Raw genomic sequence first — 24,670 nt, 5'->3', positions numbered from 1 at the left:
GCGGAGGAGATCATGACTCGACACTCGGCGGCCGTGTGGCGGACCTTCCTGGACTGGGCGCGGCCCTACCGCGCCCGGCTGGCACTCGGCCTCGTGCTGGCGCTGCTCTCGGCGGCGAGCGTGCTGGCGCTGCCGCCGGCCACGCAGCGGCTCGTCGGGCAGATCGCCGACGGCGACCGGACGGCCGGGTCCGTGCTGCTGATCGTCGCGCTCGTCCTGGCCAACCTGCTGCTCAACGCGGGCAGCTGGTTCCTGCTCGATCGGACCGGCGTCACCCTGACCAGGGACGTCCGGCAGCGGCTGGCCTCGCGGCTGGTGCGGCTCGGCATCCCGGCGTTCGACCGGCTCAGGCCCGGTGACCTGCTGTCCCGCGCCACCGCCGACGCGGCGAGCGTGGACGACCTGACCACGTATGTGCTGGTCGGCCTGGGCGTGCACATCCCCGTGATCGTCGCGGTGCTCGTCTTCATGGCCTGGCTCGACCTGCTCCTGCTGGGGCTCACGCTGGCCGTGGTCGTGCTCTCGTTCCTGGTGTTCCGCCTGGTCGCGCCCATGATCAGGAACGCCAGCATGGCCACCGCCGAAGCCGTCGGCACGCTCAGCGCCGACCTCGAGCGGGCGCTTGGCGCGCTGCGCACGATCCGGGCGTTCGGGGCGGAGCGGGCGGAGGAGGCTCGCCTGCACGGCGCGGCGGAGGACGTACGCAGGGCCAGGACCAGGGCGTCGCTCTGGGAAGGCGTGTCGGCGAACGTCACCGGCCTCACCTACCAGCTCGCGCTCCTGACCGTGCTGACCGCCGGGGCGGCCCGGGTGGCGGCGGGGACCATCGAGGCCGGCGTGCTCGTGGCGTTCCTGCTGTACGTGTTCTACCTGATCGGGCCGATGCAGAACGTCATCCAGGCGCTGGCGTCGTACCAGTCGGCCGGCGCCGGGGTGACCAGGATCGCCGAGGCGCTCGCGTACCCGGCCGAGCCCGGCCACGACCCGCCGGAGCCGCAGGCCGACCGCTCGCCCCTGAGCGTGCGCTTCGACTCCGTGCGCTTCGGCTACGGCGCCGGCCCCGTGCTCAGAGGGCTCGACTTCTCGGCGGCGGCGGGCACCGTGACCGCGCTCGCCGGGGCCTCCGGAGCGGGGAAGTCCACGGTGTTCGGCCTCATCGAGCGGTTCTACGAGCACGAGGACGGCCGCATCCTGGTCGGCGGGCGCGACATCAGGGAGTGGCCGCTCGCGCAGCTGCGCCAGGCCATCGGGTACGTCGAGCAGGACGCCCCCGTGCTTGCCGGCACCATCCGCGACAACCTGACCTTCGGCGTCTCGGACGTCACGGACGCGGAGCTGGCCGAGGTGCTGCGGATGGCCAGGCTCGACCGGTTCGTGGCCGCTCTGCCCGACGGGCTCGACACGCCCGTCGGGCACCGCGGCGGCACCCTGTCCGGGGGCGAGCGGCAGCGCCTCGCCATCGCCCGCGCCCTGCTCCGCAAACCGCGCCTGCTGCTGCTCGACGAGGCCACCTCGCACCTCGACGCGGTCAACGAGGCGGCCCTGCGCGACACCGTACGCGGCATCGCCAGGTCGGTCACCGTCCTCGTCGTCGCGCACCGGCTCTCGACGGTCGTGGACGCCGACCGCATCGTCCTCCTCGACCGCGGCGTGGCCCGCGTCGTCGGGACGCACGAGGAGCTCAGCAGGACCGACGACCTGTACGCCGAGCTGCTCGCCCACCAGCTGGGCGGACTCGCGCCCGTAAGTGCTCCGGCTCCCAGCGGGGGAGCCGGGTGAGAGAAAGGAACGCCATGAGCCCTGCGAAGTTCTCCGTCGCAGACCTGCCCGTCGACGTCTTCGAGCTGGAGACCGGCGACCTGGAGATCGAGTCGCTGACCGGCGGCCACGGGATGCTGGAGCACGGCGCCTCCAGGAACTGCAGCTGCTCCTGCCAGCTGGTCGGCTGCAGCTGCTGCAGCGCTTCGCCCAAGTCACCGAGGTAGCCCACCGGCCGGCCGACGATCCCGGCCCGGCGCCTCACGGCCGGGCCGGGTGCTCCCGGAGTGCGAAGGAGAGCGATGACCTCAGGGGAGGCGTCCGCCCTGATCGTGGGCGTGACGGGCGACGCGGTGGTCCGCGTCGCGGGACTGACGACGGCGGTGCTCGACTGGATCCGTTCGCCGCGCCTGACCGAGGCGCTCGACGACGTGCTGGCCCGCCGTGACGGGCTGAGCGCCCAGGGACGCGCGCTCGCCGACGCGCTGCATCCCGTGATCGGCGCCCTGCCCCGCGACGGCGTACGCCCGCGCGTGATCGGCCTGCGCCGGGCCCTGCACGCCGGACGGCGACCGGCCGCGCGCGAATGGACGCCGGAGATCGCCGCCCGCCTGCCGTCGGAGGTGTCGAGCGGGATAGCGGACTGGCTGGCCGGCACCGCCGCCCTCGCCGCCGTCGAGGAGAGCCTGCCGCAGGTCCTCGCCGCCGAGCGGGAGTGCGGCCTGAGCGCGCTGCTCAAGGCGGCGACCGACCCGGGGTTTCGGATCGCGCTCGGCGGGACGAGCCCCGTACTGGCGGCCGAGCTGGAGAAGTGGATCGCCGACCCCGGCAGAACTCCCAGGTCGGGCACCACGACGACGCTCGCCCGCTACCTGGCCCGCGCCGCGACCAAGACCAGCCCCCTGAGCACGTTCGCCACCAGCGGCCCCGTGCGGTGGCGCACCGGCGGCCCCGCCGTCGAGACCGTTCCGGTCGATCGCTCCGGCGCCTTCGAGCTCTCCTACTACCACATCCGCGAGAACATCGCCGCCTTCGTCCTGGACCACGCGGCCGATCCGGCGCCGATCGCGCTCAACGCCTCCGCCCAGCGCCTGGGGGAGCAGATCGTCTTCCTGCGCGGGCTGGGCATGCTCGGGCTGCTCGGCGGCGAACGCTTCTGCGCCATCCCCGCCCGCCCGTCCGTCCTCGCCCTGATCGACGTGCTGGGCGAGGAGCCTGGCGGCCTGCCCCGCCCTGTCCTCCGCGACCGCCTCACCTCGGGGGACACCTCCCTGAACGACGAGGTGGACGCCTTCGTCGACCACCTCCTGGACGCCGGCCTCCTGGTCCGCGGCCTCCCCCTCACCCATCCCCACGAGGTCCTCGCCGGCGCCGCCACGTGGACCCGGCCGTCAACTGGTCTTCCTGACGCTTCGGCGGCTGTTCCGTCGCCCGCCCTGGCCGCCGCTTTGGGGCGGGCGGCCGCCGCGCTGGGGGCGCGGCCCGCGGCCGACGACGCCGACCTCTATCGGGCGCGCCGCGAGACGGTGGTGAGCAGGCTGCGCGAGCTGGCCGCCTTCGCCACACCGGGCAGTCCGCACCACGCGATGTTCAGCTCGCTGACCGCCGTCAACGTCCGCGACACGGCGGTCGCCGCGGAGCCGCCGGCCGCCTGCTCGGTACGCACCTGGCAGCCGGTCGCCGGCGACCTGGACGTGATCCGCCGCTGGATCGCCCCCTTCGCGCCACACCTCCCCGCCAGGCTGGCCCTGACCGAGCTCTTCGGGGAGCGGCTGCGCGAGCGCGGCCCCGTCCCCGTGCTGGCGTTCTACCGCGAGTACCAGTGGGCCATGACGGAGATGGACGAGGTCGGCGCCGAGCTGCGCGGCACCGTCCTCGCGCCGTCGGCCCGGCATCCCGAGGACAGCGTGCTCGACGGGGTACGCCGGCTCGCCGACGTGATGGCCACCGCCCTCGCGGCCCTGACCCCGTACGAGACCGGAGGGACCGGGGCCCTCGCCGTGCCCGTCGAGGCGCTGCGGGCGGCGATCGCCACCTACCCCGCGTGGGTGCCGGAGGTGCGATCCATCAGCGCCTACGTCCAGCCCGCCGGCGGGCTGGGCGTGGTCAACGCGCTGGGCACCGGCTTCGGCTCCGTACGCGCCCGCCTCGACCACCTGACCGGCCGCCGGGACTCCGGCGTGCGGGACCCTGGCACCGGCCCGATCCACGCGGAGTTCGGCAGCCGGTTCGGCATCTCGCTCAACGACCACCGCCGCTGCCTCCCGTACCAGCTCGGGGGCACCCCCAACCTGCTCGGCGACGGCGACGGCGACGGCGACGGCGACGGTGGCGGTGGCGCCCGGCTGCGGATCCAGGACCTCGTCGTCCGCCTGGACGAGCGGACCGGCCTGCTCGGCCTGGCGACGACCGGCGGGCGCGAGGTGCGCGTCGTGCACACCGGCGCGGCCGCGCGCGAGTTCCTGCCGCCGTTCTCGCTGCTGCTGACGGTGCTGTCCGGCGAGGTGCCGCCCCTCACGGTCCTGCCGCCGCACCCGTCTCGTACCGCCCCGCGTGACGGCCGCCGCGACTGGCCCCGCCTGGTGGCGGGCTCACTGGTGATCGGCAGGGCCCAGGTCAGGTTCCCGGTCGGCGAGGTGCCGCTGCCCGGCCAGGGCGAGGAGGAGAGCCGCTTCCTCCTGCGGCTGGCGGAGTGGCGGCGCGCGGAGGGCATCCCTCGCAGGTGCTTCTTCCGTACCCGGCCCGACCCCGACACCATGGACGAGACCAAATCCCCGGCGTCGTGGACCCAGGCCCAGGAGAAGTGGCACAAACCCATGTACCTCGACTTCGACAGCCTCCTCCTGGTTCGGGGCTTCGTCGCCGCCCTGCGCCGTCCCGGCACCGCACTGGTGACCTTCGAAGAGGCCCTGCCCGACCCCTCCGCCGTGGAGGGCGGCGATCACCACGTCGCCGAGCTGGTCTTGGACGTCACCGCCGCCCCATGAGCTACACCCTCGCCGTCCTCGGCATGAGCGGGACACCCCGTGGGCGTCGATGCCGCTGTCGGTCGGCATCGACCATGTGATCACGCACCTGAGCCACGCGGACCGAGCCGGCCCCGCGCTCGTCACGATCGCGGAGCCGGCCGTCCGCCACGGCCTGGTTCTCCACGATCCTCAGCTCGACGAGACCTTCTCCTGAGGCGCGTCGAACACCTCCTTGACGAGCCGCTCCGTCGCCTTCTGGAACGCCGGGCCCAGGGAGAGCGTGGGGTCGTCGGTGTAGTTCAGTGCGGCGGTCAGGGTCCTGGCGCCGTCGGGCGTGCTGTACATGAGCGCCGCGTGGCCCGCGATGCCGCCGTTGTGGTTGATGACGGTGCCGCCGCCCTCCGTGGTCTGGACGAACACCCCCAAGCCGTAGCCCGCCCCGGGGATGCCGGTCGGGTGCGGCGCGCACATCTCCTCGAGCAGCGCGGCCGGCAGGAGCCTGCCGCCCACCAGCGCGGAGATGAACGTCTGCAGGTCGCGGGTGGTCGAGATCATGTCGCCGCCGCTGGAGATCCAGGAGGGGTTGTGCCGGGTGACGTCGACCGTCCCCTGCTCGGATCGGTAGTAGGCATGCGCGTACGGCTCGGGGACGTCGACCTCGTCGGACGGCTGGACGGTGCCCGTCAGGCCGAGCGGCTCTATGATCAGCCGCCGCATCTCGTCGGCCGGCGGGCGGCCGGTGACCTTCTCGATCAGCAGCCTGGCCAGGACGTAGTTGGTGTTGGAGTACCTCCAGCCGGTGCCCGGCTCGAACCTGGCCGGCTTCGACAGCGCCAGCCGTACCAGCTCCTCCGGCTGGAAGGTCGTGAACCGGGCCGCCACCCATTCCTCGCCCGAGCTGGTGGCGGGGCTGCCCGGCACGTACGTGCCGTCGGGGTCGAAGTCGCCGGTGAAGTTGAACACGCCGCTGGTGTGCTGCAGCAGCATCCGTACGGTGATCCGCGGGTCGAGCCCGAACCCCTCCAGGTGCCCGGCCACCGGATCGTCCAGCCCGAGCCTGCCCTCGGCCACGAGCCGCAGCACCACGGTCGCGACGAAGGTCTTCGTGCTGCTGCCGATCCTGACGTGGCCGTCGACCGGCGGCCCGGCGCTCCCGCCCAGCTCGGCGGCCCCGGCGGTGCCGGCCCATTCGCCCTGCTCGTCGTGGACGCGCAGGGTCACCCCGATGAAGCCCGAGTCGATCATCTCCTCGATGATCTGCTGCAACTGGGGGCGGGCCTGGGCGGAATGCGTGACGGACATGGTGCTCCTTCGGTGTAATCGGTGGCTTTACAGGCTGCGGGCGGTGATGTCGCCGTACGCGGTGGTCGCGTGGATGGTCAGGTCGGCCGCGCCGCTGTTGGTGAGGGAGTTGCTGATGCGGCCGTACGTGGTGCCGGCGTCCAGCGAGGCCGAGGCGCCGCGGGCGGCGCCGACCTCGATGTCGCCGTGCGCGGTGCGCAGCGTGACGGTGCCGCGTACGGCCTCGGCGATGCGCAGGTCGCCCTGCTGGGTGCTGATCCGCGCCGGGCCGGTGAGGCGGCCGACGGTGACGTCACCGGCCTGGAGCGTCAGGTCGGCGCTCGCGGCCTCGTCGAGCTTGACCGTGCCGCTCGCGCAGGAGAAGGACACCTCTCCGAGCCGCCCGACGCCCCGGAGGTCGCCGGCGGCCGCCTTCGCCTCGACCCGCGAACCGGCGGGCAGCCGCACGGTCACCTCGACGGAGCCGGAGGGGCCGAAGAACTGGTTCTTGGGCTCGGGGGTGTGGATCCGCAGGCCGTCGCCGTCGTAGGTGACCGCGGTCTCCTCGGCGGCCTTCACGTCGCGGCTCTTGGAGGCGTCCGCGGGCCGGACCTCGACCGTGGTGTCGGCGCGGTCGGCGGCGATGAAGGTGATGTGCCCGGCGGCGATGTCGAGGACCGTCGAGATGGCGGCGGGGGTGTCGAAGTGCTGCATGGTGTCGCTCCTTTTGTCCGTTCGTTTCCGACGAACGAAAAGCTACGTTGCTTTCCAGATTTTGACAACATCATCGTTGCTCTTGGGTTGAAGATTAGCAGGTCAAAGCCATGAAATCATTGCAACAGACCTGCGTCTAACGCAATGAGCAAGGCCGCGTTTCGTTGCAACAGCTCAGTGATGAACGCTATGGTGTGCGGACACCGCGGATCACGGAGGAGACCACGATGCCGGGCGGCAGACTCACCCCGCAGGAACGCCAGCAGATCGCCCTGGGCCTGGCCGACGGCCTCGCCTACGCCGAGATAGCCCGCCGCCTCGACCGCCCGACCTCGACCGTCACCCGCGAGGTCATGCGCAACGGCGGCCCCACCTCCTACCGCGCCGACCTCGCCCACCGCGCCGCCGAACGCCGCGCCCACCGCCGCAAGAAGCCCGCCACCCGCGCGCAGGGCGCGGCCCCGCAGCACGTCGGACGCGACACCGAGGCCGTACGCGAGTACGAGGAGACCTTCACCACCGTCTTCATGCAGTCGGGCCTGCCCAAGATGACCGCCCGCGTCCTGGCCTGCCTCTTCACCACCGACAGCGGCAGCCTCACCGCCGCGGAGCTGGCCGCCCACCTCCAGGTCAGCCCGGCATCGGTCTCGAAGGCGGTCACGTTCCTCGAGAGCCAGGGCCTCATCCGGCGCGAGCGCGACGTACGCCGCCGCGAACGCTACGTCGTGGACGACGACGTCATGTACCAGTCCACGATGGCCAGCGCCCACTCCATCGCCCACCTGGGCGAGATCGCCCGCCAGGGCATCGGCCTCCTCGGCCCCGGCACCCCGGCCGCCGCCCGCCTGGAGAACATCGCGCGCTTCGTCGACTTCGTCGCGGAAAGCATCGCCCGCGCCGCCGACCAGGCCCGCGAAATCCTCCACACCAGACCCACCGACGAGACCACCTGAACAAGGGCATGGGACAGGCGCAATCCGCTGGCCGAGCTTCTCGCTCGCGCACGGAATATGCTGTTGCCTTTTGCTTATGGACAGGTATCTGCTGGCTTCATAAGGTCCATCCGCGGCGCGGGTGAGGGCACATTGGCGCCGTAATCATAATGGCACGCTGAGTTGGGTACGAGCGCATTACCGCAGCGCAGCGGCCGCAGCTGATGAATGCTCTACGAGCCGCGAGGGAGCGTTCCGGGCTCTCGCTTGAGGAGGCGGGCAGCCGCGCCGGCCTGTCGGCCCAGAAGGTTTCCGACATTGAAACGGGCCTGCTGGTTCCCACGCCGGAGGACGTCACCAGCCTCAGTAATGCGTATGGAGTTCCGCCGGATGAATGGACGAACCTGGTTATGCTGCAGTCGGAGCTCTAGCAGTCCGAACCCGTCTTAGCCCCACTTGCCGGTATGACGTGAGGGACGCGGCGGGTAAGTGCGGGGTCACATGCTTTCCGACTTCTGATGTGATCAGGATTTGTCGGTGGCGGCGCGTAGCATCGCCGGGCATCCGGCCGGGCTCACGCGAAAAGGGAAGACATGGAGACAGAGCTGCAGGTCGCGTTCGACTGTGCCGATCCGCAACGGGTCGCCGAGTTCTGGGCCGAGGCCGTCGAAGGCTACGCCTTCCCGCCGCCGCCCGACGGCTACACCTCGTGGGAGAGCTGGGCCGAGGGGGAGAACATCCCCGAAGAGGAACGCAACGAGATGCGGGTGCTGATCGACCAGCGCGGCAAGCTGCCGAACCTCTACTTCCAGCGGGTCCCCGAGTCCAAGACCACGAAGAACCGGCTCCACCTCGACATCCGGGTCTCGAAGGGCCTCGCGGGCGACGAGCGCAGAAACCGCATCGAGGAGGAAGTGACCCGCCTGACGAAGCTCGGCGCCACGCTCGTCGAGCGCCGCACGCCGCCGGAGCTGTGGGTGGTGATGGCCGACGTCGAGGGCAACGAGTTCTGCGTGATCTGAGATCGCTCAGCGCGGCCTGCGCCAGTAGGCGAGCTGGCCGCTCGTGCTCTTGACCGTGCGCGGCGCCGACTCGGCCTGCGGCCAGATCTGCAGGAGGTAGCGGTCGATGACGGCGTCGGACGTGTCCACTTCCGCAGCCTCGTCCATGTGCTGAGCGTGGTAGCGCAAGCGGTACCACCCTGGGCCGGCGGGAAGCGCGGGAAGCTCGTGTTCGTCCGCGCCGCCCCATTCGTGCAGGGACAACCGGCCGGCGACCGACCGGAAGCTGACCTCCACGATGTCCTCGTAACCGTCGGTGTCCGCTCCGGGGTCGTGGTCGGCCACGCTCACCGCGAAACCGACGACCCCGGTGTGCAGACCGGTGACCAGGAAGGCTCCGCCGTCGTCCACCCGGATGATGCCGACGGGGTGCTCGGGGTGGTCGTCGGGCAGCCCATCGGGGCCCAGGCCGTCGTCGGTGTCGTCGACGAGGTACGCCTGCCGGTAGTGGACGCCGAGATCGAACGTCACCGTGCGAAGGTCAGTCATGGTCGGCAAGCCTAAGATCACGGACCGACATTTTCCGCGGGCCGGCCTGTGCCGGCCGTCCACCGGATATGTCGGTGGGGTCGGCCATACTTCGCCGGGTCAGGTGATCACGAGGTGAGGGTGGCGGGCGATGGCGCGGTTGTTGCGGAGTCTCGATGACGAGGTCTACGTCGAGTACAACTCGATGGGGCTCGACGGCACCGACCTGCCGACCTGGGGGTCGCCCACCGAGGAGATCTACCACTTCAACGCGGCCTTCCGGCTCGAGTCCTGGGACGCCGAGCCGGAGCCCGCGGACGGCTTGTGGACGCCGGTCAGCTCGTCGACGTTCGTCGCGGAGAGCGGGGTGGTCGCCGTCCTCGCGTCGATGGACGGCGGGGGGCACGACTTCCTGATCGGGCCGCCGCATTTCGAGTACGGCGTCCAGATGTACTTACGCGAGCCCCGGCCGGGCGACGGGCACGGCACGGGCGAGTGCGACGAGACGTGGCTGCTGAGGTTCTGGCCGATCCGGGACGTCTTCGACCCGATCGCGCACGCGGCCCCGTTCTCCTACATCGCCCGTGGCGTCCTCTACTACTCGATCGACCTCGAGCCCGAGCAGCTCGTCCAGCCTCCGTCGCGGCGGGAGGTGCCGGTTCCGGTCTCGGCGGTGACGGACTGGGCGTCGCTGCGAGCCGAGCCCGACCTCGACACCTTCGACGGCTGGTTGCGTCAGGTCCACCGCCGGGCCGAGGAGGAGGGCGTCACCGTACACGCGTGGCTGCGTGAGAAGGGGCTGGACATCGAGGACGGCGCCGACCTCACCGCGGCGACCTGCACGCCGCCGCGCATGCGTCCGGGCCGGTACGCCGATCCGCTGCTCGACCGCTACTACGCCGAGCAGCGGCACCGGAACCCGCTGTCCGGGCAGGACCTGGACGAAGACCGCCTGCGCGAACGCGCCGACGCCGACCGCATCGCCAAGGAGCTGTGCCGCGCCGGCACGCACACGTTCTCTGTGCCCGTCGAAGGCCGGGGCGGCCTCTACCTGCGGCCGGGCGTGAGCCGGCGCGTATGGCGGTGGGAGGACGACTACCTGGGCGGCGAGCTCGTGGACGGCGGGCTGACGGTGGACCGGCAGGTGCTGGCCAGGAACCCGTGGACCAGGCAGATCCTCGTCTCCGGCATCGTGACGATCCTGCGCCCCGACCCCGGCAGGGCGCCCTGTGGCGACACCGTCTGGTACCGCGTACGCGACGCCGAGCCGCACGAGGCGGCCAGGGTGCTGTGCGCGGAGGCCACCTGGGAGGAGGACCCGGAGCATCGGCGGGCCCTGGACGAGGTGGCCAAGGAGAAGCTCATCGAGCTGCGCGCCACGTACCGGAGCCGGGAGGGCTGAGCGGCGAAAACCCAGGCGACCGCCGGGAGCCCGCCGGGAGCCCGCCTGGCATGCTTGGACGACGTGATCATACGTACGGCGACGCGCCGCGACCTGCCCGCTGTCATCGCGCTCCTGGCCGGTGAGGACACCGTGGTCGATCCCCTGACGGTCGAGGTCGACGAGGCGTACGAGCGGGCCTTCCAGACGATCGACGCGGATGAGCGGAACGAGATGATCGTCCTCGACGAGGGCGACGGCACCGTCCTGGGCTGTCTCCAGCTGACCTACATCCCCGGGCTGGGGCGCCACGGGCAGGAGCGGGCGCTGATCGAGGCGGTCCGCGTACGCGCCGACCAGCGCGGGGCCGGGCTCGGCCGCAAGCTGCTCACCTGGGCGATCGACCGCGCCCGAGCGCGGGGCTGCACGCTGGTGCAGCTCACCAGCAACAAGCGCCGCACGGAAGCCCACCGCTTCTACGGCTCCCTCGGCTTCACGAGGAGCCACGACGGCTTCAAACTGCCCCTCTGACAGAGATGATGTGGGTGAGCGCCTCCCGCCGGGTCTGAGCCACCCTCTGACTGACCCCCGGCTCAGGCGGCCGAGGAGCCTGACGAGGCCAGGCCCGCGCCACCCAGCAGATCCAGCTCGATCATCTCGGCCGACTGAACGAGCCGCATCGCCGCGGCAGCCTCCGGACTACCGGCCACCTGCTTCAAGGCGTCATCGAGGTCGGCCTGACTACGCCAGAGCTCGGTCACCCAGATGGTGTCGGACGCGTCAGCCTGCCGATTGACCAGGTACAACTCACACCCGGCCACCCCCTCCAGAGCGTTCGCGGCGCCGAGCAACAACTCGGCCAGCTCCGCCCCTCGCCCATCCTGAGCCACGAACTTCCCATACCGCGCAACCTTCTCCATGCCGCCGGAGCTTACCTGCAGCGGCCGGCGGCGGGCTCGGATGGCGGTGCTGTGCGCAGGTCACCGGTGCTGGTCCGCGCGGCGGCGCAGCCCGGCCAGCGGCAGCTCGGGCCTGGACGTCGCGCACCCGGGCTGCCGGCGCGGGCAGCGCGGCAGGAACGCCCAGCCGGCCGGCAGCGCCCGCAGGCCGGGCGGCGAGCCGGGGATGCCGCGCAGCTCGCACAGGGGTCCGTGCAGCGGGGGGAAGGAGTCGCATAGCCCTTGTCCTTCCTCGGGGTCGGGAGGGGGTCATGCGTGGGTCAGGGTTGCTCGGACGCCGTGTTCTGCGAAGTCGGACAGCGTGTTGCGGAGGTGGGTGGTGAAGTCTGGGTGGTCGGCCAGGTCGGGGGCCACCTCGGCGAGCAGGCGTTCAGGAGCGTGGGCCAGGCGGCGGAGGTCCTCCGCTCGGGGGTCGTTGACGTCCACCGGGTGGCCTGCGTCGTCCAGGGAGACGGTGACGTGCCTGAGCCAGGCGGCCACCGCTAGGCAGGTCCACTGGGGGAAGGCGCCGGCGGCGAGGCGGTCGCGGGCGGTGCCCAAGAGGCGGATCGGGACCTTCAGGGAGCCGTCCATGGCTATTTGGGAGCAGCGGTGGCGCAGCGCGCGGTTGCGCATTCTGGTCACCACCTGTTCGCCGTACGACGGCAGGTCCACGCCGGGAGGCGGGGTCAGGGTGGGCAGGACGTCCTCGGCCAGCAGTCGCTCGGCGAGGTGAGCGAGCGGCGGGTCGTCGAGGGCGTCGGCGATGTGCTCGTGGCCGGTCAGCGCGCCCGTGTAGGCGAGCGCGCTGTGCACGCCGTTGAGCACCCGCAGCTTGGCCTGCTCGTACGGCTCCACGTCCGCGACGAACCGCGCCCTCGCCCGCTCCCAGGAAGGCCGCCCACCGGGAAAGTCGTCCTGGAGCACCCACTGGCTGAACGGCTCGGCCACCACGGCCGCCAGGTCCGGCCGCCCGGTCAGCCGTTCCGCGGTCGCGAGGTCGTCGGGGGTGGTGGCGGGCACCATCCGGTCCACGACGGTGGCGGGGAACGACACGCCTTCCGGCACATTGCCGCAGGCGTGCTGCACGGCCTCACGTACGCGGGCGCCGTTGGCCAGCAGGTTGTCGCAACTGACCACCGCCACAGGACCGGCGCCGGCGGCGGATCTGCGGGACAGCCCGGCCGCCAGCAAACCGATGGGGCTGCCGGGCGCGGTGTCGGCGTACGCCTTCTCGGTGATCGTCAGCGTGATCACCCGGACCGAGGGGTCGGCGACGTACCGGATGACCTGCTCGGCCTCGGTCGGCGCGTGCAGGGTGCGGCGGATGGAGGTGACCTCGGTGGCGGAGACGCGTTCGCCGTCGCGTACCAGCAGCGTGTAGCGGTGGTCCTGGTCCCGCAGCGCGCGCACGACGTCGGGGGAGCGCGGCGCGACGGCGCAGATCGTCCAGCCGTCGCCCGCCTCCTGCGTGTGGACGGCCTGGTGGGCGCGGTGAAAGGCACCGAGGCCGAAGTGCAAGATCATGACAGGAGCTCGGCGATGTCGATCGGGCGCCGCTCGACGGCCGAACGCCAGATCGCCTCGCCCGTCGCCACCGCGAGCGCCCCCTGCAGGGCGTCGGCGGGCAGGCCGAGGCGCAGCGACTCCGGCTCCGGCGTGCCGAACAGCGGGGAGAACGTGAACGTGCCGGAGCCGGGCAAAGGGGTGCAGTCCGGGGTCCTGCCGTGGCGGGACTCGATCTGGCCGTGGGTGCCGCTGATCACCACGCGGAAGCCCTCCCAGGGTGAGGAGAAGTCGAGGGTGTACGCCAGACTTGCGCCGTTCCGGTAGCGACCAGCGCGGAGTAGGCGTGCTCGATGTCGATCTCGTCGTCGTACAGATAGGTGTCGGTGGGGTATTGGTGCTCGTACGCCAGGCCGTACAGGCCGGTGCGCACACCGCCGGGCTCGCGAGCGTGCCGCTGCCCGCCTGACCCCGATGGTAGGGGTCGCGCTCGTAGAGGTCCGCCCCGGTGTACGGTTCCCCGGCCGCGTCGTGGGGGCGGCGCGGGCTACGCAATCGATGGCCGCAATGGCAGCATTATCTTGCAAACGCGGTCGCTTCGGCCGGTACGCACCTGCGATATGGTCGCCTTCGTTGCAGCAAACCAGGAGGGTCAGGCACATGCCAGTCACGCTTGCGGACGTCGCTCAGGCAACGGGGCTGTCTGCGTCGACCGTCTCGCGGGCGCTGTCCGACCCCGACAAGGTCAACGTGCACACGCGCGAGAGAGTTCGCCGCGCGGCCCGCGAACTGGGCTACGTCCCCAACCAGACGGCCCGCTCGCTGATCTCGGGGCACCACGACATCCTCGGCCTCATCGTGCCCGACATCGCCAACCCGTTCTTCCCGCCGATCATCAAGGCGATCCAGGCGCGGGCGGGCCTCAAGGGCAAGACCGTGATCATCACGGACGTCGACGAGCACCCCGGCGACGAGGTGGAGCGGGCGCAGATCCTCCGCAAGCGGGTGGACGGGCTCATCATGGTCTCGCCGCGCACCGGCGACGAGCGGCTCGCCGAGCTGGCCAGGCTCAAGCCCATCGTGTTCGTCAACCGGCGGGTCGAGGGCGCGGCCAACGTCCTGGTCGACAACGCCGACGGCATGATCGAGGCCGTCGAGCACCTCGCCGCGCTCGGCCACCGCAAGCTCGCCTACCTCAACGGGCCACGGCGCTCGTGGTCCAACGCGCAGCGGCGCAAGGCCGTCGTCGCGGCCTGCCTGGCGCAGGACATCGAGCTGGTCGAGTACGGCCCCTTCGAGCCGCAGGTCCAGGCCGGAGTGCGGGCCGCCGACCTGGTGCACGCCGGCGACGTCACCGCGGTCATCGCCTACGACGACCTGATCGCCCTCGGCCTGATGACCCGGTTGGCCGAGCGCGGCGTACGGGTCGGCCAGGACCTCAGCGTGATCGGCATCGACGACAGCCCGATGTCCGGCATGGCGTACCCGACGCTGACCTCCATCCACGTGCCGGGCACGGAGGCCGGGATGGCCGCCGTCGACCTGCTCCTCGACATGATCGCCAACCCGACGGACGAGGAACCCCCGGTCGTCCAGCTCGAAACCCGCCTGGTGGTCCGCGGCTCCACCACCCCAGCCCCCGCCTCCTGACCACCGATGTTCCCCGCCGGCCGGGCGCCGCGTTGGGAGGTGAGGTGTCGCGTCGGTCCTGTCCTGTGACGCACGCGGGGCGGGGCGAGAAGCCTCGGGGTTGTTCCTCGCGACCTTTCGGCCGGGTCACATGATGGCGCTGGGCCGGATCACATGATGGCGCTGGGCCGGATCACATGATGGCGCTCGGCCGGGTCACATGACGGCGCCGAGGTGCCAGGGGGCGAATTCTTCGTCGCCGAAGCCGAGCAGTTCGCTGGCCGTCTGACAGCCTGATGCGGTGGCCAGGATCAGGTCGTAGACGGCGCGGCCGATCTCATCGATCGTGGCTTCGCCTGTGGCGATCGGGCCGCAGTCGATGTCCATGTCGTCGCGCATGCGCCGGTAGACGTCGCTGTTGGTGGCGAGCTTCAGGCTCGGGACCGGTTTGCAGCCGTAGACGGAGCCGCGTCCCGTGGTGAAGCAGACGATGTTCGCGCCGCCGGCCACCATGCCGGTGACCGAGACGGGGTCGTAGCCGGGGGTGTCCATGAAGGCGAGGCCGGGCTGTCGTACGGGCTCGGCGAAGCCGTGGACGCCGGTCAAGGGCGCGCTTCCGGCCTTGGCGACCGCGCCGAGCGACTTCTCCAGGATCGTGGTGATCCCGCCCTCCTTGTTGCCCGGGGACGGGTTGTTGTCGAGGGAGCCGCCGTGCCGCGCGGTGTAGTCGCGCCACCAGTCGATGCGGTCGAGCAGTGCCCGCGCGACCTTCTCGTCCACGGCCCTGGCCGCGAGCAGCCGCTCGGCGCCGTAGATCTCCGGCGTCTCGGCCAGGATCGCGGTGCCGCCCTGCGCGATCAGCAGGTCGGCGGCGACGCCCAGCGCGGGGTTGGCGGTGATGCCGGAGTAGCCGTCGGAGCCGCCGCACTTGAGCCCGAGCACCAGGTGCGAGGCGGGCACGGGGGTGCGGGTCACGTCGAGCGCGGGCAGCAGCTCGCGGATGGCCTCGACGCCCTTGCGCACGGCCGCCGCCGTGCCGCCCGCCTCCTGGATGGTCATCGTCGCGATCGGGGTGCCGGCGGGCAGGTCCAGCTCGGCGATCTGGTTGACCTCGCAGCCGAGGCCCAGCACCAGCAGCGCGCCGAAGTTGGGGTGGGCGGCGTAGCCGGACAGCGTACGGCGCAGCAGGTCGAGCCCCTCGCCGTCGGAGGCCAGCCCGCATCCGCTGCCGTGGGTGATGGCGACCACGTCGTCCACGTGCGGGGCCGCGTCCAGCACCCCTGAGCGGCGGGTCTGGTCGGCGATGAGCTTGGCGACGGTCGCCGAGCAGTTGACGGAGGTGATGATGCCGACGTAGTCGCGGGTGGCGATCCGGCCGTCGGGACGCACGATGCCCTGGAACGTCTCGGGCTCCTGGGGGACGACCGTCCCCGGCGTGGGGACGACCTCGGCGCGCTCGGTGTCGTGGAAGCCGAGGTTGTGCGTGTGCACGTGGCGGCCGGGCGCGATGGGCTCGGTGGCGTGCCCGATGACCTGGCCGTACTTGATGACCTCCGCCCCGGGCTCGACGGCGGTGAGGCTGACCTTGTGGCCGGGCGGGACGTCCTGGGCCGCCGTGAGCCCGTACCCGATGGGGTCGCCGGCGGCGAGCCCGCCGAGCGTGACGGCGACCGTGTCGCCCTCCCGCAACCGGATGACTCTGGTCATGCGCTGTTCCCTTCTGGGCCGATCCACCTGCCGCGCAGGACGGTCGCCCACGGATGGAAGCCCTCGTCGAAGACGGCGAGGTCGGCGTCGGCGCCGGGCGCGATCACGCCCTTGCGGCCGGTCAGTCCGAGCACCCGCGCCGGCGTGGCGGTGGCGGCGGCCACGGCCTCGGGCACGGGCCAGCCGAGGTCGCCGGTCAGGTGGCGGAGCATGGCGGGCAGTGCCGAGGTGGAGCCGCCGAACGCGTCCGCGCCCACCACGAGCCCGACGCCGTCGCCGACCTCGCAGGTCACGGTGCCGAGTCGGTAGCGGGCGCCGCGCGGCAGGCCGGTGCCGGGCGTACCGTCCGAAACCACGCACAGGCGATCGCCCACGCAGCGGCGGGCGATCTCCAGCAGCGCGGGCGGCAGGTGGCGGCCGTCGGCGATCACCTCGGCGGTCAGGTGGTCGGCGGCCAGCGACTCCTCCAGCAGGCCGGGCAGCCGCCACGGGCCCTGCCTGATCGTGCTCGACTGGCCGCTCCACAGGTGGGTGACGTGGGTGAGCCCGGCGTCGACGGCCGCGCGCAGGTCGTCGCCGCGTGCCTCGCTGTGACCGGCGGCGACGACGACCCCGGCGGCGGCGAGGCGGGCCGTGGCCGCGACGGCGCCGGGCAGCTCGGGGGCGAGCGTGATCATGCTGAGCACGTCGCGGTGCTCCAGGAGCACGCCGACGTCCGCGGTGGTCGGCGGGCGCAGCACGGCGGGGTCGTGCGCGCCGCACTGCGCCGCCGCCAGGAACGGCCCTTCCAGGTGGACGCCGAGCAGCTCCGCGCCGCCCTCGACGGTACGGTTCACGCCGCCGAACCCGGCCAGCAACTCCTCCAGCCGCCCGACGGAGGCCGACACCAGCGACGCCTGCACGCTGGTGACCCCCTGCCCGGCCAGGCCACGCAGCACCGCGACCCCCTGGCCGGGCCCCTCGTCGAAGCACGCGCCCGCGAACCCGTGCACGTGCAGGTCGATCAGCCCCGGCGTGACCAGCCGTCCACCGACGTCGATCGCCTGCCCGTCGGCACGGCTCCCGCGCGCCGCCACCGCCGCGACGCGCTCACCCGAGACGACCACGTCCACGTCATCACGAACCCCCTCGGCCAGCACCACCCGGCCACCGGTCAGGATCACGCCCACGTCACCACGCTTCCGGATGGGGGAAGGTCAGGATCACTTCCACGTCACCGCGCTTTCGGATGGGGCCGCCGGTCAGGGTCGCGTCCGTGGCGTAGCGGACGCCCTCAGGAGGGGTCACGTCGGCGCCGCCTTCGAACCGGAGCACCCGATCACCGCGGCAGGTCGAGCTTGCCGGCGGAGTCGGGGTCGAGGAACAGGGTGGCGTGGGAGGTGCGGCGGAGGATCGTGGCGGGGCAGGCGGGTGAGATCGGCTCGGTGAGGGTGGCGGCGATGGCGGCGGCCTTGCGCTGCTCGGGGACGCACACCTGCACCGACGCGGCCGCCAGCAGGGCGGGCACGGTGAGCGAGATCGCGGTCTCGGGCACGTCGGCGACGGTCGCGAAGTGGCCCTCGCCGACCTGCTGCTCGCGTGAGCGCTGCGTCAGCGTGATCACCCTGGCCCACCGGTCGTCGTCGAAGCGCGCCTGGTGCGGCTCGTTGAAGGCCAGGTGGCCGTTCTCGCCGACGCCCATGCACACCAGGTCGAGCGGCAGCGTACGCAGCTCGGCCTCGTAACGGGCGCACTCCGCTTCGGGGCCGGGGGCGTTGCCGTCGATGTAGTGGACGGCGGCGGGCGCGAACGGGTCCTCGATGCGCTCCTTGATCCACCGGCGGAACGAGGCGGGGTGGTCGGCCGCGATGCCGACGTACTCGTCCATGTGGAAGACCGTCACCCGATCCCACGGGATCCCCTGCTCGCGCAGCGCGTCGGTGAACGCGTACTGGGAGTTTCCCGTGGCGATGACGACGCGGGCGGTGCCGCGCCGCGCCACCGCGTCCCTGATGGTCGCGGCGGCGCGCTCGGCCGCGGCGCGGCCCAGGTCCGCCTCGCTCGGGTGAACCTCGACGGGCAGGCTGTCCGCCGTGAACCGGGTCAGTGGGGTGGACAAGGTGCTCCTCCTCGGGCTGGGCGTACACCACCTTTGCAAACGCATGCAGCACTTGCAAGGAGGAGCAGCGACCGTCCCGGGGACGATTGCGGTGATCCCCGTGGAAGCGATTGCCACACGAACGTCCGTGTGGCAATCGCTGCAAGCCGGCTACGGGCGGCGCGCGTCCGTCCGCCGGAGTTCGTGCCTGATGGCGAGCCTGATCGTCCAGTAAAGGAAGAAGAGGACGACTGCCGCTGGAATGACCCAGGAGAAAAGCAACATCAGCACGTCGGGCAGCCCGATGTTCATCACGTCGATCCTCCTCCGGGACGGCAGGCGTCCAGCATCCCTCAGGCGTTTCCGCACGTACAGCGGATCATCGATCGCGCGGGTCCTTCAGCGAGCGCATCGTGTCGACCAGGGTCTCGTGGATGTACTCCAGCTCCGGCGAGGTGAAGCCCGTCCAGTCACCGGCGTCCTGGTCGGCGGCGTCCGCCGACCAGGACGCCTCGTCGGAGTCGCTCCAGGTGCTCTCGGCCGCCGCCGGGTCGTGGCGGTACACCCACCACAGGTTCCCCGAGGGGTCCTGGAAGCGGGCGAGGGTGTCGCCGAAGAAGTCGGTCGGGCGGGTCACGATGCGGGCCCCGCGCGCCGCCGCCCGGTCGAGGGTGGCCTCCACGTCGTCCACGTAGACGCGGGTGAGCGCCGGCGTGAACGGCCAGTCGGGCTTGCGGTCGGCGATGGTCAGCAGTGAGTCGCCGACGCGCAGCTCGGAGTGCAGGATGAGCCCGTCCTTGTCGTTCGTACGGGCCTCGGGCACGTCCACCGCACCGAACACCGCGATGAGGAAGTCGATCAGTCCGGCGGCGTCGTCGGTGACGATGAACGGGTTCACGGTGTTGGAACCCGCGGGCACTGCGGTCATGGTGCGTCCTTTCAGCAAGCTGAACGAAGGGATGCACGTATGGTCGCCAGCGGTGCGGCCACTTGATGTCCTGAATGCGGCCGCTTTTCAGATGGGGAAGCGGCCGTCGCGCCACTGCCAGTGGCGGCCCGCCTTGAGGTGGTCGATGACCGCCCGTTGGAGCGCGGTGCGGCGCGGCAACTGGTCGAGCGGCGTGGTCAGCGTGCGGAAGACGAACCGCAGCACCTCGACGTCGGCGTCTATCCCCTTGGGCTCCTCGTACGGCTCCAGCTCGAACCTGCGCTGGAACCGCACGATGTTGGAGTCGGCCGGCAGATATTCGCTGAGCTGCGGATCGAGCAGCCACGAGCCGCACGAGAACGCCGTGCGGTGCTCGTCGGGGAAGTGGCGGGGGAAGAACGCGCGGGCCCGGTCGAGCGAGGCGTCGATGGCCTCGGGGGTCAGCGGACCCGACTCGGGGATGTGCAGCTGAACGGCGGTGTCGCCGCGGTGGAACTGCAGCCGGCCCAGCTCGTAGAGGCCGCCGCGGACGTGCAGCGTCAGCCAGCTCTGGATGACCGGCCAGCCCTCGCGCTCCATCCGCCGGTCGACGGCGAGGTTGCGGCCGAGGTCGGCGAGGGTCGTCCAGGACACGTCCTCGGGTACGCCGTGGTCGCGGTGGTAGCCGAGGACGACGTCGATCAGCGCGAGGTAGGCGTAGACGTACAGGTGCCGCCAGGCGGGGCCCCGATCGCGCGGCAGCGAGGGGCCGAACGGCAACCAGCCGTAACCGCCGAGGTCGGCGCGGACCATGGCGGTCGCGCGGTCGAGCAGCCAGCGCAGCTCCGGCGTCCACAGCGGGGAATCGGGGTCCGGCCAGCCCTCCATGATCTCGGCGGCGTCGTCGGGGCGTACGGCGAGCCGGTCGAGGATCGCGGGGGCGTCGGTCTTGGCGGGCAGCGGCGCGGACGGGAGATCGCCGGCGAGGCGATGGACGCGCTCGACGTCCTCGAGGGGAACCCCGAGCCGGGAGGCGATGTCGTCAAGCTTCATCTCGCCGACTTTACTCGCGATAGGTTAGGATACGACTGTATCCATAAGGAGGTCGCCAGCATGCCTGACCAGCCGTCCGCCTTCACCAGCGACCGTGCCCGTGACCGCTACCACGCCGTTTACGACCGCGTGGTCCAAGAGTTGTGGCCGGTGCCCGTGGACGCCTTCGACGTCGAGACCCGCGCCGGCACCGTCCGCGTGCATCGCGCGGGTCCCACGGCCGGCGACCCCATCGTGCTCCTGGCCGGGGCCGGGGGGAACGCGCTCGCCTGGCACGCCTCCATCGAGCCGCTCGCCCGCGCCAGGCCCGTCCTCGCCGTGGACCCGCTCGGCGAGCCGGGCCGCTCGATCCAGCGCTGCCCGCTCACGAGCGGCGCCGACATCGGCGGCTGGGTCGCCGACCTGCTCGCCGTCGTCGGAGCCGAGCGCGCGCACCTTGCGGGCTTCTCGTCCGGCGGGTGGGCCGCGATGGAGCACCAGCGTGCGGGAGGCGGCGGGGTCGCGGCGCTGACGCTGGTGGACCCCGGCGGTCTCGCGCCGCTGTCCAGGAGGTTCGTCCGGTGGGCGGCGGCCGGGGCCCTCGCCTCGATGCTGCCGGGCCCGCTGCGCCGCCGCTCGGCCGGCCTGGTGAACAACGGGGTGTTACGCGATGACGGGCTGGTGGCGCTGCTGCGGGCCGGCTGGTCCTTCCGCCGGCGGGTGCCGATCCCGCCCGGCTACCGCGACGAGGAGCTCCGCGCGGTGTCCGTGCCCGTACAGGTGCTGATGGGCGCTCGCAGCGCGCTGTTCGACGTGGGGGCGCTGGCCGCCCGGCTGGCGGAGGTGGTGCCGTCCTGGCGGGTCGAGATCGTGCCTGGCGCTGGCCATTCGCTGTCCGTCGAAGCCCCCGAGCTGGTCGCCGACCGTATCCTCTCCTTTCCCGGGACCGAGCAGGCGGGAGACGCGCATGCCCCGACAGGTGGATCATGACGAGCGGCGGCGGCAGCTGACCGACGCGCTGCTGCGCATCGCGAGCACGCGCGGGCTGGGGGCGGTGTCGATGCGCGAGATCGCCGCCGAGGCCGGGGTCTCGCTGCGCGTCGTCCAGTACTACTTCGCCAACAAGCAGGCCCTGCTCGAATCAGGCCTGACCGAGCTGGGCGCCCGCATGAACCACCGGGTCAGGCGGCGGATCACCGACTCGGGCACGCCGGCGCCGCGCGAGCTGCTCGCCGCCGTGCTGGCGACGATCGTCCCGTACGACGAGCAGAGCCGCCTCGACTCCCTGGCCTGGACCGCCTACTACACGGCCGCGCTCACCGACCCGGCGCTCGCCGCCGCCGGCCTCACCCTGCCCGACGCGCTGGAGGACTTCCTCACCGTACGGCTGACCGGCGCCATCGCCGCGGATCGCGACCCGCGCATCGAGGTCGCGTCCCTGCTGGCCCTCGCCAACGGCCTGACCTCCAGCGTCCTCAGCGGCCAGCGCAGCCACGAGGACGCCCTCGACATCATCGACTACCGGCTGGACCGCCTCTTCGAGCAGGACTGACCGGCGACACGCACCCCTGACCACCGGGCCGCGGCCTTTCCCGTGACGGACACTCGACTCGTGACCTCGGAGACTCCCGCCACCACGGCGGCACTGACGGTGGCCCGGCGTTTCTATCCGCCGGCGCTGCTCGACCACTGCGTCCGCACCCGCCTGTGGGGCACGACGTACGCCGCGGCGCACGGCATCGCCATCGACGACGAGCTGTTCTCCGTCGCGGCCCTGCTGCACGACATGGGCCTGACGAAGGCGTTCGACAGCCACACGGTGCCGTTCGAAGAGGCGGGCGGGTGCCTCGGCTGGGTCTTCTGCACGGCGGCCGGCTGGCCGGACGAGCGGGCCGCCAGAGCCGAAGAGATCATCGTGCTGCACATGCGCGCCGACGTGCCCGCCGCCGACGACCCCGAGGCGCACGTCCTCCAGGTCGCGTCGAGCTTCGAGGTGGTGGGGCGATGGCACGAGCAGTTCCCCGACCACGTACGCGCGGACGTGCTCACCCGCCATCCCCGCCGCGACTTCCCGGCCGGCCTCCTGGCCGCCTTCGAGGACCAGGCGCGCCGCAAACCCGGCAGCGCCGCCGCCCGGTCGGTGCGCAACGCGCTCGCCGAGCGGATGGCCGCCAACCCCCTCGACAGCTGAGGTCAGAACCAGGCGACCGGCGCCCCGGCGAAGGAGGCGCCTACCGGCCGCCCGGGTGATGCGGGCGACGCGAGAACCCCTGACCCACGCCGCCCGAGCAACCGTCCCCACGCTACGGCTCCGCGGGCCCGTCCGGTGTCCGGTGAACACCCGACAACCGCGCCTTCCCGTACGGTGGCGATCATGGCGGACGGATTCCGAGAGCGGCTGGCGCGGCAGGTCGCCGGCATCACCCCGTGGGACGAGCAGGAGGCCGCGCACCTCGCCGAGACGCTCGCCTGGATCGACAGCGGCGCCCCGCTGCACCGGGCGGACGCGCCCGACGTCCCCGACCCGCATCTCGTCGCCTACACCGTGGTCATGGACCCGGACGGGCGGCTGCTGCTCGTCGACCACCGCAAGGCGGGGTTGTGGCTGCCCAGCGGCGGCCACGTCGAGCCGGGCGAGGAGGTGTGGCAGACCGTCGAGCGGGAGTGCCAGGAGGAGCTGCACATGGCGGCGCGGCCGGGTCCCGTCGCGGGGCGGCGGCCGTTCTTCGCCACCGCGACGCGGACCAGGGGCGCGCACCCGCACACCGACGTCTCGCTCTGGTTCCTGCTGGAGGCGGACACCGTCACCTCCTACGACGAGGGGGAGTTCGCCGGCATCAGATGGCTGTCGCCGCGCGAGGTGCTCGACGAGCCGGCCGGGCGGCTCGACCCGCACATGCACCGCTTCACCGCGAAGCTCATCGACGCCGTAGGGGCGTGACGCCTCACCACCATCCGAAGGCGGCCCAGGTCAGGGCCGGTGCGACGACGATCGAGATCAGTCCGTACGTGAGGAGCTGCCGGAACAGCCTGGGCCGCACCGCGGGCTCGGCGGCGCCCAGGATGAGGCCGCCGGTGATGCCCAGCGGGTTGAGGTCCACCAGCACCGAGGCCAGCGCCAGGGCCAGCACGCCGCCGACCGGGGATAGACTGGCGTCCACCAGCGGGGGCAGCAGCGGCGTGACGGTCGCGAACACCGCGATCGAGCTGGCCGCGAAGGACGTGATGCCGGCGACGTAACACAGCACGAGCAGGCTGAGCAGCGGCGCGCCCGTCACCCCGAGCAGGTCGCTGATCTGCTTGAACGCGCCCAGGTGCTGCATCAGCCCCACGTACGTCAGCAGGCCGCCGATCAGCAGCACCACGTTCCACGGGATCCGCGACACCACTTCGCCGATCGGCATCCTGAACGCCAGTTGCAGGATCAGGGCGGCGGTCAGGCCGAGGTACCCCACGTTCATGTCGAACCCGACGGACAACACGACCACCGCACCCATGCACACCAGGGTGAAGGCGCGAGCCCCCGACCGCTGCGGCGCCATGGCAGGCGCCTCCGGCTCAGCGGTCACCGTCACCGCGCCGCTCCCGGGAGAAGCCGGGGTGGGGACGGGCGCCACCGGAGCCGGTGCGCCCGGCGCTTCCGTGGCAGGGACGGGGGTGGTCGGGGTTTCGGCGGGCGTTGAGGTGCGGCCGCGGGGGATGCCGCCTTTCCAGCGGCCCACCGCCAGGACGCCCGCGCACACGACGAGCCCGGCGAGCAGGCCCCCGGCCAGGAACGTGACCGGGGCGGAGCCGGGCAGGCCGATGCCGAGCTTGCCGCTCAGCTCGCGCGCCGTGACCCCGTACACGGCGAGGGGTGACAGCAGGCCGCTGATGATGCCGGTGACGCCGAGCACGGCGGCGAGCATCGGTGAGATGCGGTAGCGCGCGGCGAAGCCGAGCGCGATGGGGGAGACGATGGCGGTCGCGGCGGCGGGCAGGGTGCCGGCGGCGGTGAGGACGGCGCCGATGGCGAACGGGGCCAGCGCGATCAGCACGAGCCGCCCGCCGGCCAGCCGTAGCAGCAGGTCGAGCAGCCAGTCGAGGGTGCCGTTGTGCTGGGCGACGGCGAACAGCGCGGTCACCCCGACGATGAGCACGAAGAAGTCGGCGGGGAAGAACGCCGTCACGTCGTTCTCGGTGACGCCGGCCGCGAGTCCGAGCAGGAACGCCGCCGCCAGGGCGCCGAGCCCGAGGTCGAAGCCGGGGATCAGGGTGGCCGCGAGCAGTCCGGCCAGCACGATGATGGACAGGGTCGCCAGGGTCATGGG

At 72.2% G+C, this 24,670-nt stretch carries 29 protein-coding genes and 1 pseudogene; 15 read left to right on the top strand and 15 right to left on the bottom strand.

The window, feature by feature from the left end:
• Nucleotides 1-12: 12 nt before the first annotated feature.
• The 4 genes from AB0K28_RS27640 (at nt 13) to AB0K28_RS27625 (ending at nt 4,941) form a co-directional block, all read left to right on the top strand.
• Nucleotides 13-1,779, top strand: coding sequence for an ABC transporter ATP-binding protein (locus AB0K28_RS27640; RefSeq protein WP_364375560.1), 1,767 nt, complete (start codon nt 13-15; stop codon nt 1,777-1,779).
• 14 nt (nt 1,780-1,793) lie between these two features.
• Nucleotides 1,794-1,985 carry a thiomuracin/GE37468 family thiazolyl RiPP peptide gene (locus tag AB0K28_RS27635; protein WP_364375557.1) on the top strand — a complete coding sequence of 64 codons (192 nt, stop codon included), beginning with the start codon at nt 1,794-1,796 and terminating at the stop codon, nt 1,983-1,985.
• A 75-nt stretch (nt 1,986-2,060) separates the two neighbouring features.
• Nucleotides 2,061-4,745 carry a lantibiotic dehydratase gene (locus AB0K28_RS27630; RefSeq protein WP_364375554.1) on the top strand — a complete coding sequence of 895 codons (2,685 nt, stop codon included), beginning with the start codon at nt 2,061-2,063 and terminating at the stop codon, nt 4,743-4,745.
• 49 nt (nt 4,746-4,794) lie between these two features.
• Nucleotides 4,795-4,941, top strand: a complete 147-nt coding sequence (locus tag AB0K28_RS27625; protein ID WP_364375551.1) for a hypothetical protein — start codon at nt 4,795-4,797, stop codon at nt 4,939-4,941.
• Here AB0K28_RS27625 and AB0K28_RS27620 read toward each other — a convergent pair.
• Nucleotides 4,917-6,029, bottom strand: coding sequence for a serine hydrolase domain-containing protein (locus tag AB0K28_RS27620; protein ID WP_364375548.1), 1,113 nt, complete (start codon nt 6,027-6,029; stop codon nt 4,917-4,919). The two genes, AB0K28_RS27625 and AB0K28_RS27620, sit on opposite strands and share 25 nt — an antisense overlap.
• Before the next feature lie 27 nt (nt 6,030-6,056).
• On the bottom strand, nt 6,057-6,722 hold the full coding sequence (locus AB0K28_RS27615) for a DUF4097 family beta strand repeat-containing protein (RefSeq protein WP_364375545.1): 666 nt from the start codon (nt 6,720-6,722) through the stop codon (nt 6,057-6,059).
• A 227-nt stretch (nt 6,723-6,949) separates the two neighbouring features.
• Between AB0K28_RS27615 and AB0K28_RS27610 the strand changes: the two genes are divergently transcribed.
• The 3 genes from AB0K28_RS27610 (at nt 6,950) to AB0K28_RS27600 (ending at nt 8,676) form a co-directional block, all read left to right on the top strand.
• The gene (locus AB0K28_RS27610) at nt 6,950-7,675 is read left to right on the top strand and encodes a helix-turn-helix domain-containing protein (protein WP_364375542.1); all 726 of its coding nucleotides are present in this window, start codon (nt 6,950-6,952) and stop codon (nt 7,673-7,675) included.
• 203 nt (nt 7,676-7,878) lie between these two features.
• Entirely contained in the window at nt 7,879-8,085 is a 207-nt protein-coding gene (locus AB0K28_RS27605; RefSeq protein WP_364375539.1) for a helix-turn-helix transcriptional regulator, read from the top strand.
• A 162-nt stretch (nt 8,086-8,247) separates the two neighbouring features.
• Nucleotides 8,248-8,676, top strand: coding sequence for a VOC family protein (locus tag AB0K28_RS27600; RefSeq protein WP_345394762.1), 429 nt, complete (start codon nt 8,248-8,250; stop codon nt 8,674-8,676).
• 6 nt (nt 8,677-8,682) lie between these two features.
• Here the strand turns inward: AB0K28_RS27600 and AB0K28_RS27595 are convergent, their stop codons facing one another.
• Entirely contained in the window at nt 8,683-9,204 is a 522-nt protein-coding gene (locus AB0K28_RS27595; protein ID WP_364375536.1) for a hypothetical protein, read from the bottom strand.
• A gap of 130 nt (nt 9,205-9,334) precedes the next feature.
• Here AB0K28_RS27595 and AB0K28_RS27590 point away from each other — a divergent pair, with 130 nt between their 5' ends.
• A complete protein-coding gene (locus AB0K28_RS27590; RefSeq protein ID WP_364375533.1) occupies nt 9,335-10,585 on the top strand; it encodes a hypothetical protein in 1,251 nt (416 codons plus the stop codon).
• A gap of 63 nt (nt 10,586-10,648) precedes the next feature.
• Nucleotides 10,649-11,095, top strand: a complete 447-nt coding sequence (locus tag AB0K28_RS27585) for a GNAT family N-acetyltransferase (RefSeq protein WP_345394770.1) — start codon at nt 10,649-10,651, stop codon at nt 11,093-11,095.
• A 62-nt stretch (nt 11,096-11,157) separates the two neighbouring features.
• On the opposite strand, the gene AB0K28_RS27580 is transcribed toward AB0K28_RS27585, so the two are convergent.
• The 4 genes and pseudogenes from AB0K28_RS27580 to AB0K28_RS27565 form a co-directional block, all read right to left on the bottom strand.
• Nucleotides 11,158-11,484: an antibiotic biosynthesis monooxygenase family protein gene (locus AB0K28_RS27580; protein WP_345394773.1), complete on the bottom strand. Its 327-nt coding sequence runs from the start codon at nt 11,482-11,484 to the stop codon at nt 11,158-11,160.
• Between the two features lie 60 nt (nt 11,485-11,544).
• Nucleotides 11,545-11,736 (bottom strand): annotated as a pseudogene (locus tag AB0K28_RS27575) (ABC transporter ATP-binding protein); the annotation flags it as partial.
• Between the two features lie 36 nt (nt 11,737-11,772).
• Nucleotides 11,773-13,029 (bottom strand): mannitol dehydrogenase family protein, encoded by a 1,257-nt coding sequence (locus tag AB0K28_RS27570; protein ID WP_364375529.1) that lies wholly within the window; start codon nt 13,027-13,029, stop codon nt 11,773-11,775.
• On the bottom strand, nt 13,026-13,271 hold the full coding sequence (locus tag AB0K28_RS27565) for a hypothetical protein (protein WP_364375527.1): 246 nt from the start codon (nt 13,269-13,271) through the stop codon (nt 13,026-13,028). The genes AB0K28_RS27570 and AB0K28_RS27565 overlap by 4 nt, the downstream gene beginning before the upstream one ends.
• Before the next feature lie 83 nt (nt 13,272-13,354).
• Here AB0K28_RS27565 and AB0K28_RS27560 point away from each other — a divergent pair, with 83 nt between their 5' ends.
• Together AB0K28_RS27560 and AB0K28_RS27555 are read left to right on the top strand one after the other, a co-directional pair.
• Nucleotides 13,355-13,477: a hypothetical protein gene (locus tag AB0K28_RS27560; RefSeq protein ID WP_364375524.1), complete on the top strand. Its 123-nt coding sequence runs from the start codon at nt 13,355-13,357 to the stop codon at nt 13,475-13,477.
• A gap of 191 nt (nt 13,478-13,668) precedes the next feature.
• Nucleotides 13,669-14,658, top strand: coding sequence for a LacI family DNA-binding transcriptional regulator (locus tag AB0K28_RS27555; protein ID WP_364375522.1), 990 nt, complete (start codon nt 13,669-13,671; stop codon nt 14,656-14,658).
• Nucleotides 14,659-14,853: 195 nt separating this feature from the next.
• Here AB0K28_RS27555 and AB0K28_RS27550 read toward each other — a convergent pair whose 3' ends face one another.
• The 7 genes from AB0K28_RS27550 to AB0K28_RS27520 form a co-directional block, all read right to left on the bottom strand.
• A complete protein-coding gene (locus AB0K28_RS27550) occupies nt 14,854-16,344 on the bottom strand; it encodes an altronate dehydratase family protein (protein WP_364375520.1) in 1,491 nt (496 codons plus the stop codon).
• Complete coding sequence (locus AB0K28_RS27545) at nt 16,341-17,513, bottom strand: amidohydrolase family protein (RefSeq protein ID WP_364375517.1); 1,173 nt, start codon at nt 17,511-17,513, stop codon at nt 16,341-16,343. The genes AB0K28_RS27550 and AB0K28_RS27545 overlap by 4 nt, the downstream gene beginning before the upstream one ends.
• Before the next feature lies 1 nt (nt 17,514).
• Nucleotides 17,515-17,658 carry a hypothetical protein gene (locus AB0K28_RS27540; protein WP_364375514.1) on the bottom strand — a complete coding sequence of 48 codons (144 nt, stop codon included), beginning with the start codon at nt 17,656-17,658 and terminating at the stop codon, nt 17,515-17,517.
• A 4-nt stretch (nt 17,659-17,662) separates the two neighbouring features.
• Nucleotides 17,663-18,442 (bottom strand): glucosamine-6-phosphate deaminase, encoded by a 780-nt coding sequence (locus AB0K28_RS27535; protein ID WP_364375511.1) that lies wholly within the window; start codon nt 18,440-18,442, stop codon nt 17,663-17,665.
• A 150-nt stretch (nt 18,443-18,592) separates the two neighbouring features.
• Nucleotides 18,593-18,736 (bottom strand): hypothetical protein, encoded by a 144-nt coding sequence (locus AB0K28_RS27530; protein WP_364375508.1) that lies wholly within the window; start codon nt 18,734-18,736, stop codon nt 18,593-18,595.
• Nucleotides 18,737-18,800: 64 nt separating this feature from the next.
• Nucleotides 18,801-19,349 (bottom strand): VOC family protein, encoded by a 549-nt coding sequence (locus tag AB0K28_RS27525; protein ID WP_345394800.1) that lies wholly within the window; start codon nt 19,347-19,349, stop codon nt 18,801-18,803.
• A gap of 87 nt (nt 19,350-19,436) precedes the next feature.
• Entirely contained in the window at nt 19,437-20,381 is a 945-nt protein-coding gene (locus AB0K28_RS27520; RefSeq protein WP_345394803.1) for an acyltransferase domain-containing protein, read from the bottom strand.
• A gap of 60 nt (nt 20,382-20,441) precedes the next feature.
• Here AB0K28_RS27520 and AB0K28_RS27515 point away from each other — a divergent pair, with 60 nt between their 5' ends.
• The 4 genes from AB0K28_RS27515 to AB0K28_RS27500 all read left to right on the top strand — a co-directional run bounded on the left by AB0K28_RS27515 (nt 20,442) and on the right by AB0K28_RS27500 (nt 23,301).
• Nucleotides 20,442-21,350: an alpha/beta fold hydrolase gene (locus AB0K28_RS27515; protein ID WP_364375504.1), complete on the top strand. Its 909-nt coding sequence runs from the start codon at nt 20,442-20,444 to the stop codon at nt 21,348-21,350.
• Complete coding sequence (locus AB0K28_RS27510) at nt 21,328-21,912, top strand: TetR/AcrR family transcriptional regulator (protein WP_364375501.1); 585 nt, start codon at nt 21,328-21,330, stop codon at nt 21,910-21,912. The genes AB0K28_RS27515 and AB0K28_RS27510 overlap by 23 nt, the downstream gene beginning before the upstream one ends.
• A 60-nt stretch (nt 21,913-21,972) precedes the next feature.
• Entirely contained in the window at nt 21,973-22,551 is a 579-nt protein-coding gene (locus AB0K28_RS27505; RefSeq protein WP_345394812.1) for a cyanamide hydratase, read from the top strand.
• A gap of 183 nt (nt 22,552-22,734) precedes the next feature.
• On the top strand, nt 22,735-23,301 hold the full coding sequence (locus AB0K28_RS27500; protein ID WP_345394815.1) for an NUDIX domain-containing protein: 567 nt from the start codon (nt 22,735-22,737) through the stop codon (nt 23,299-23,301).
• Between the two features lie 4 nt (nt 23,302-23,305).
• Here AB0K28_RS27500 and AB0K28_RS27495 read toward each other — a convergent pair whose 3' ends face one another.
• Nucleotides 23,306-24,667, bottom strand: a complete 1,362-nt coding sequence (locus AB0K28_RS27495; RefSeq protein WP_364375498.1) for an SLC13 family permease — start codon at nt 24,665-24,667, stop codon at nt 23,306-23,308.
• Between the last annotated feature and the right edge of the window lie 3 nt (nt 24,668-24,670).

Source organism: Nonomuraea sp. NPDC049504 (assembly GCF_040676845.1).
Lineage (GTDB): Bacteria > Actinomycetota > Actinomycetes > Streptosporangiales > Streptosporangiaceae > Nonomuraea > Nonomuraea salmonea.
Note: the sequence above shows the minus strand (reverse complement) of the source record. Positions and strands in the feature narration are given on the sequence as shown.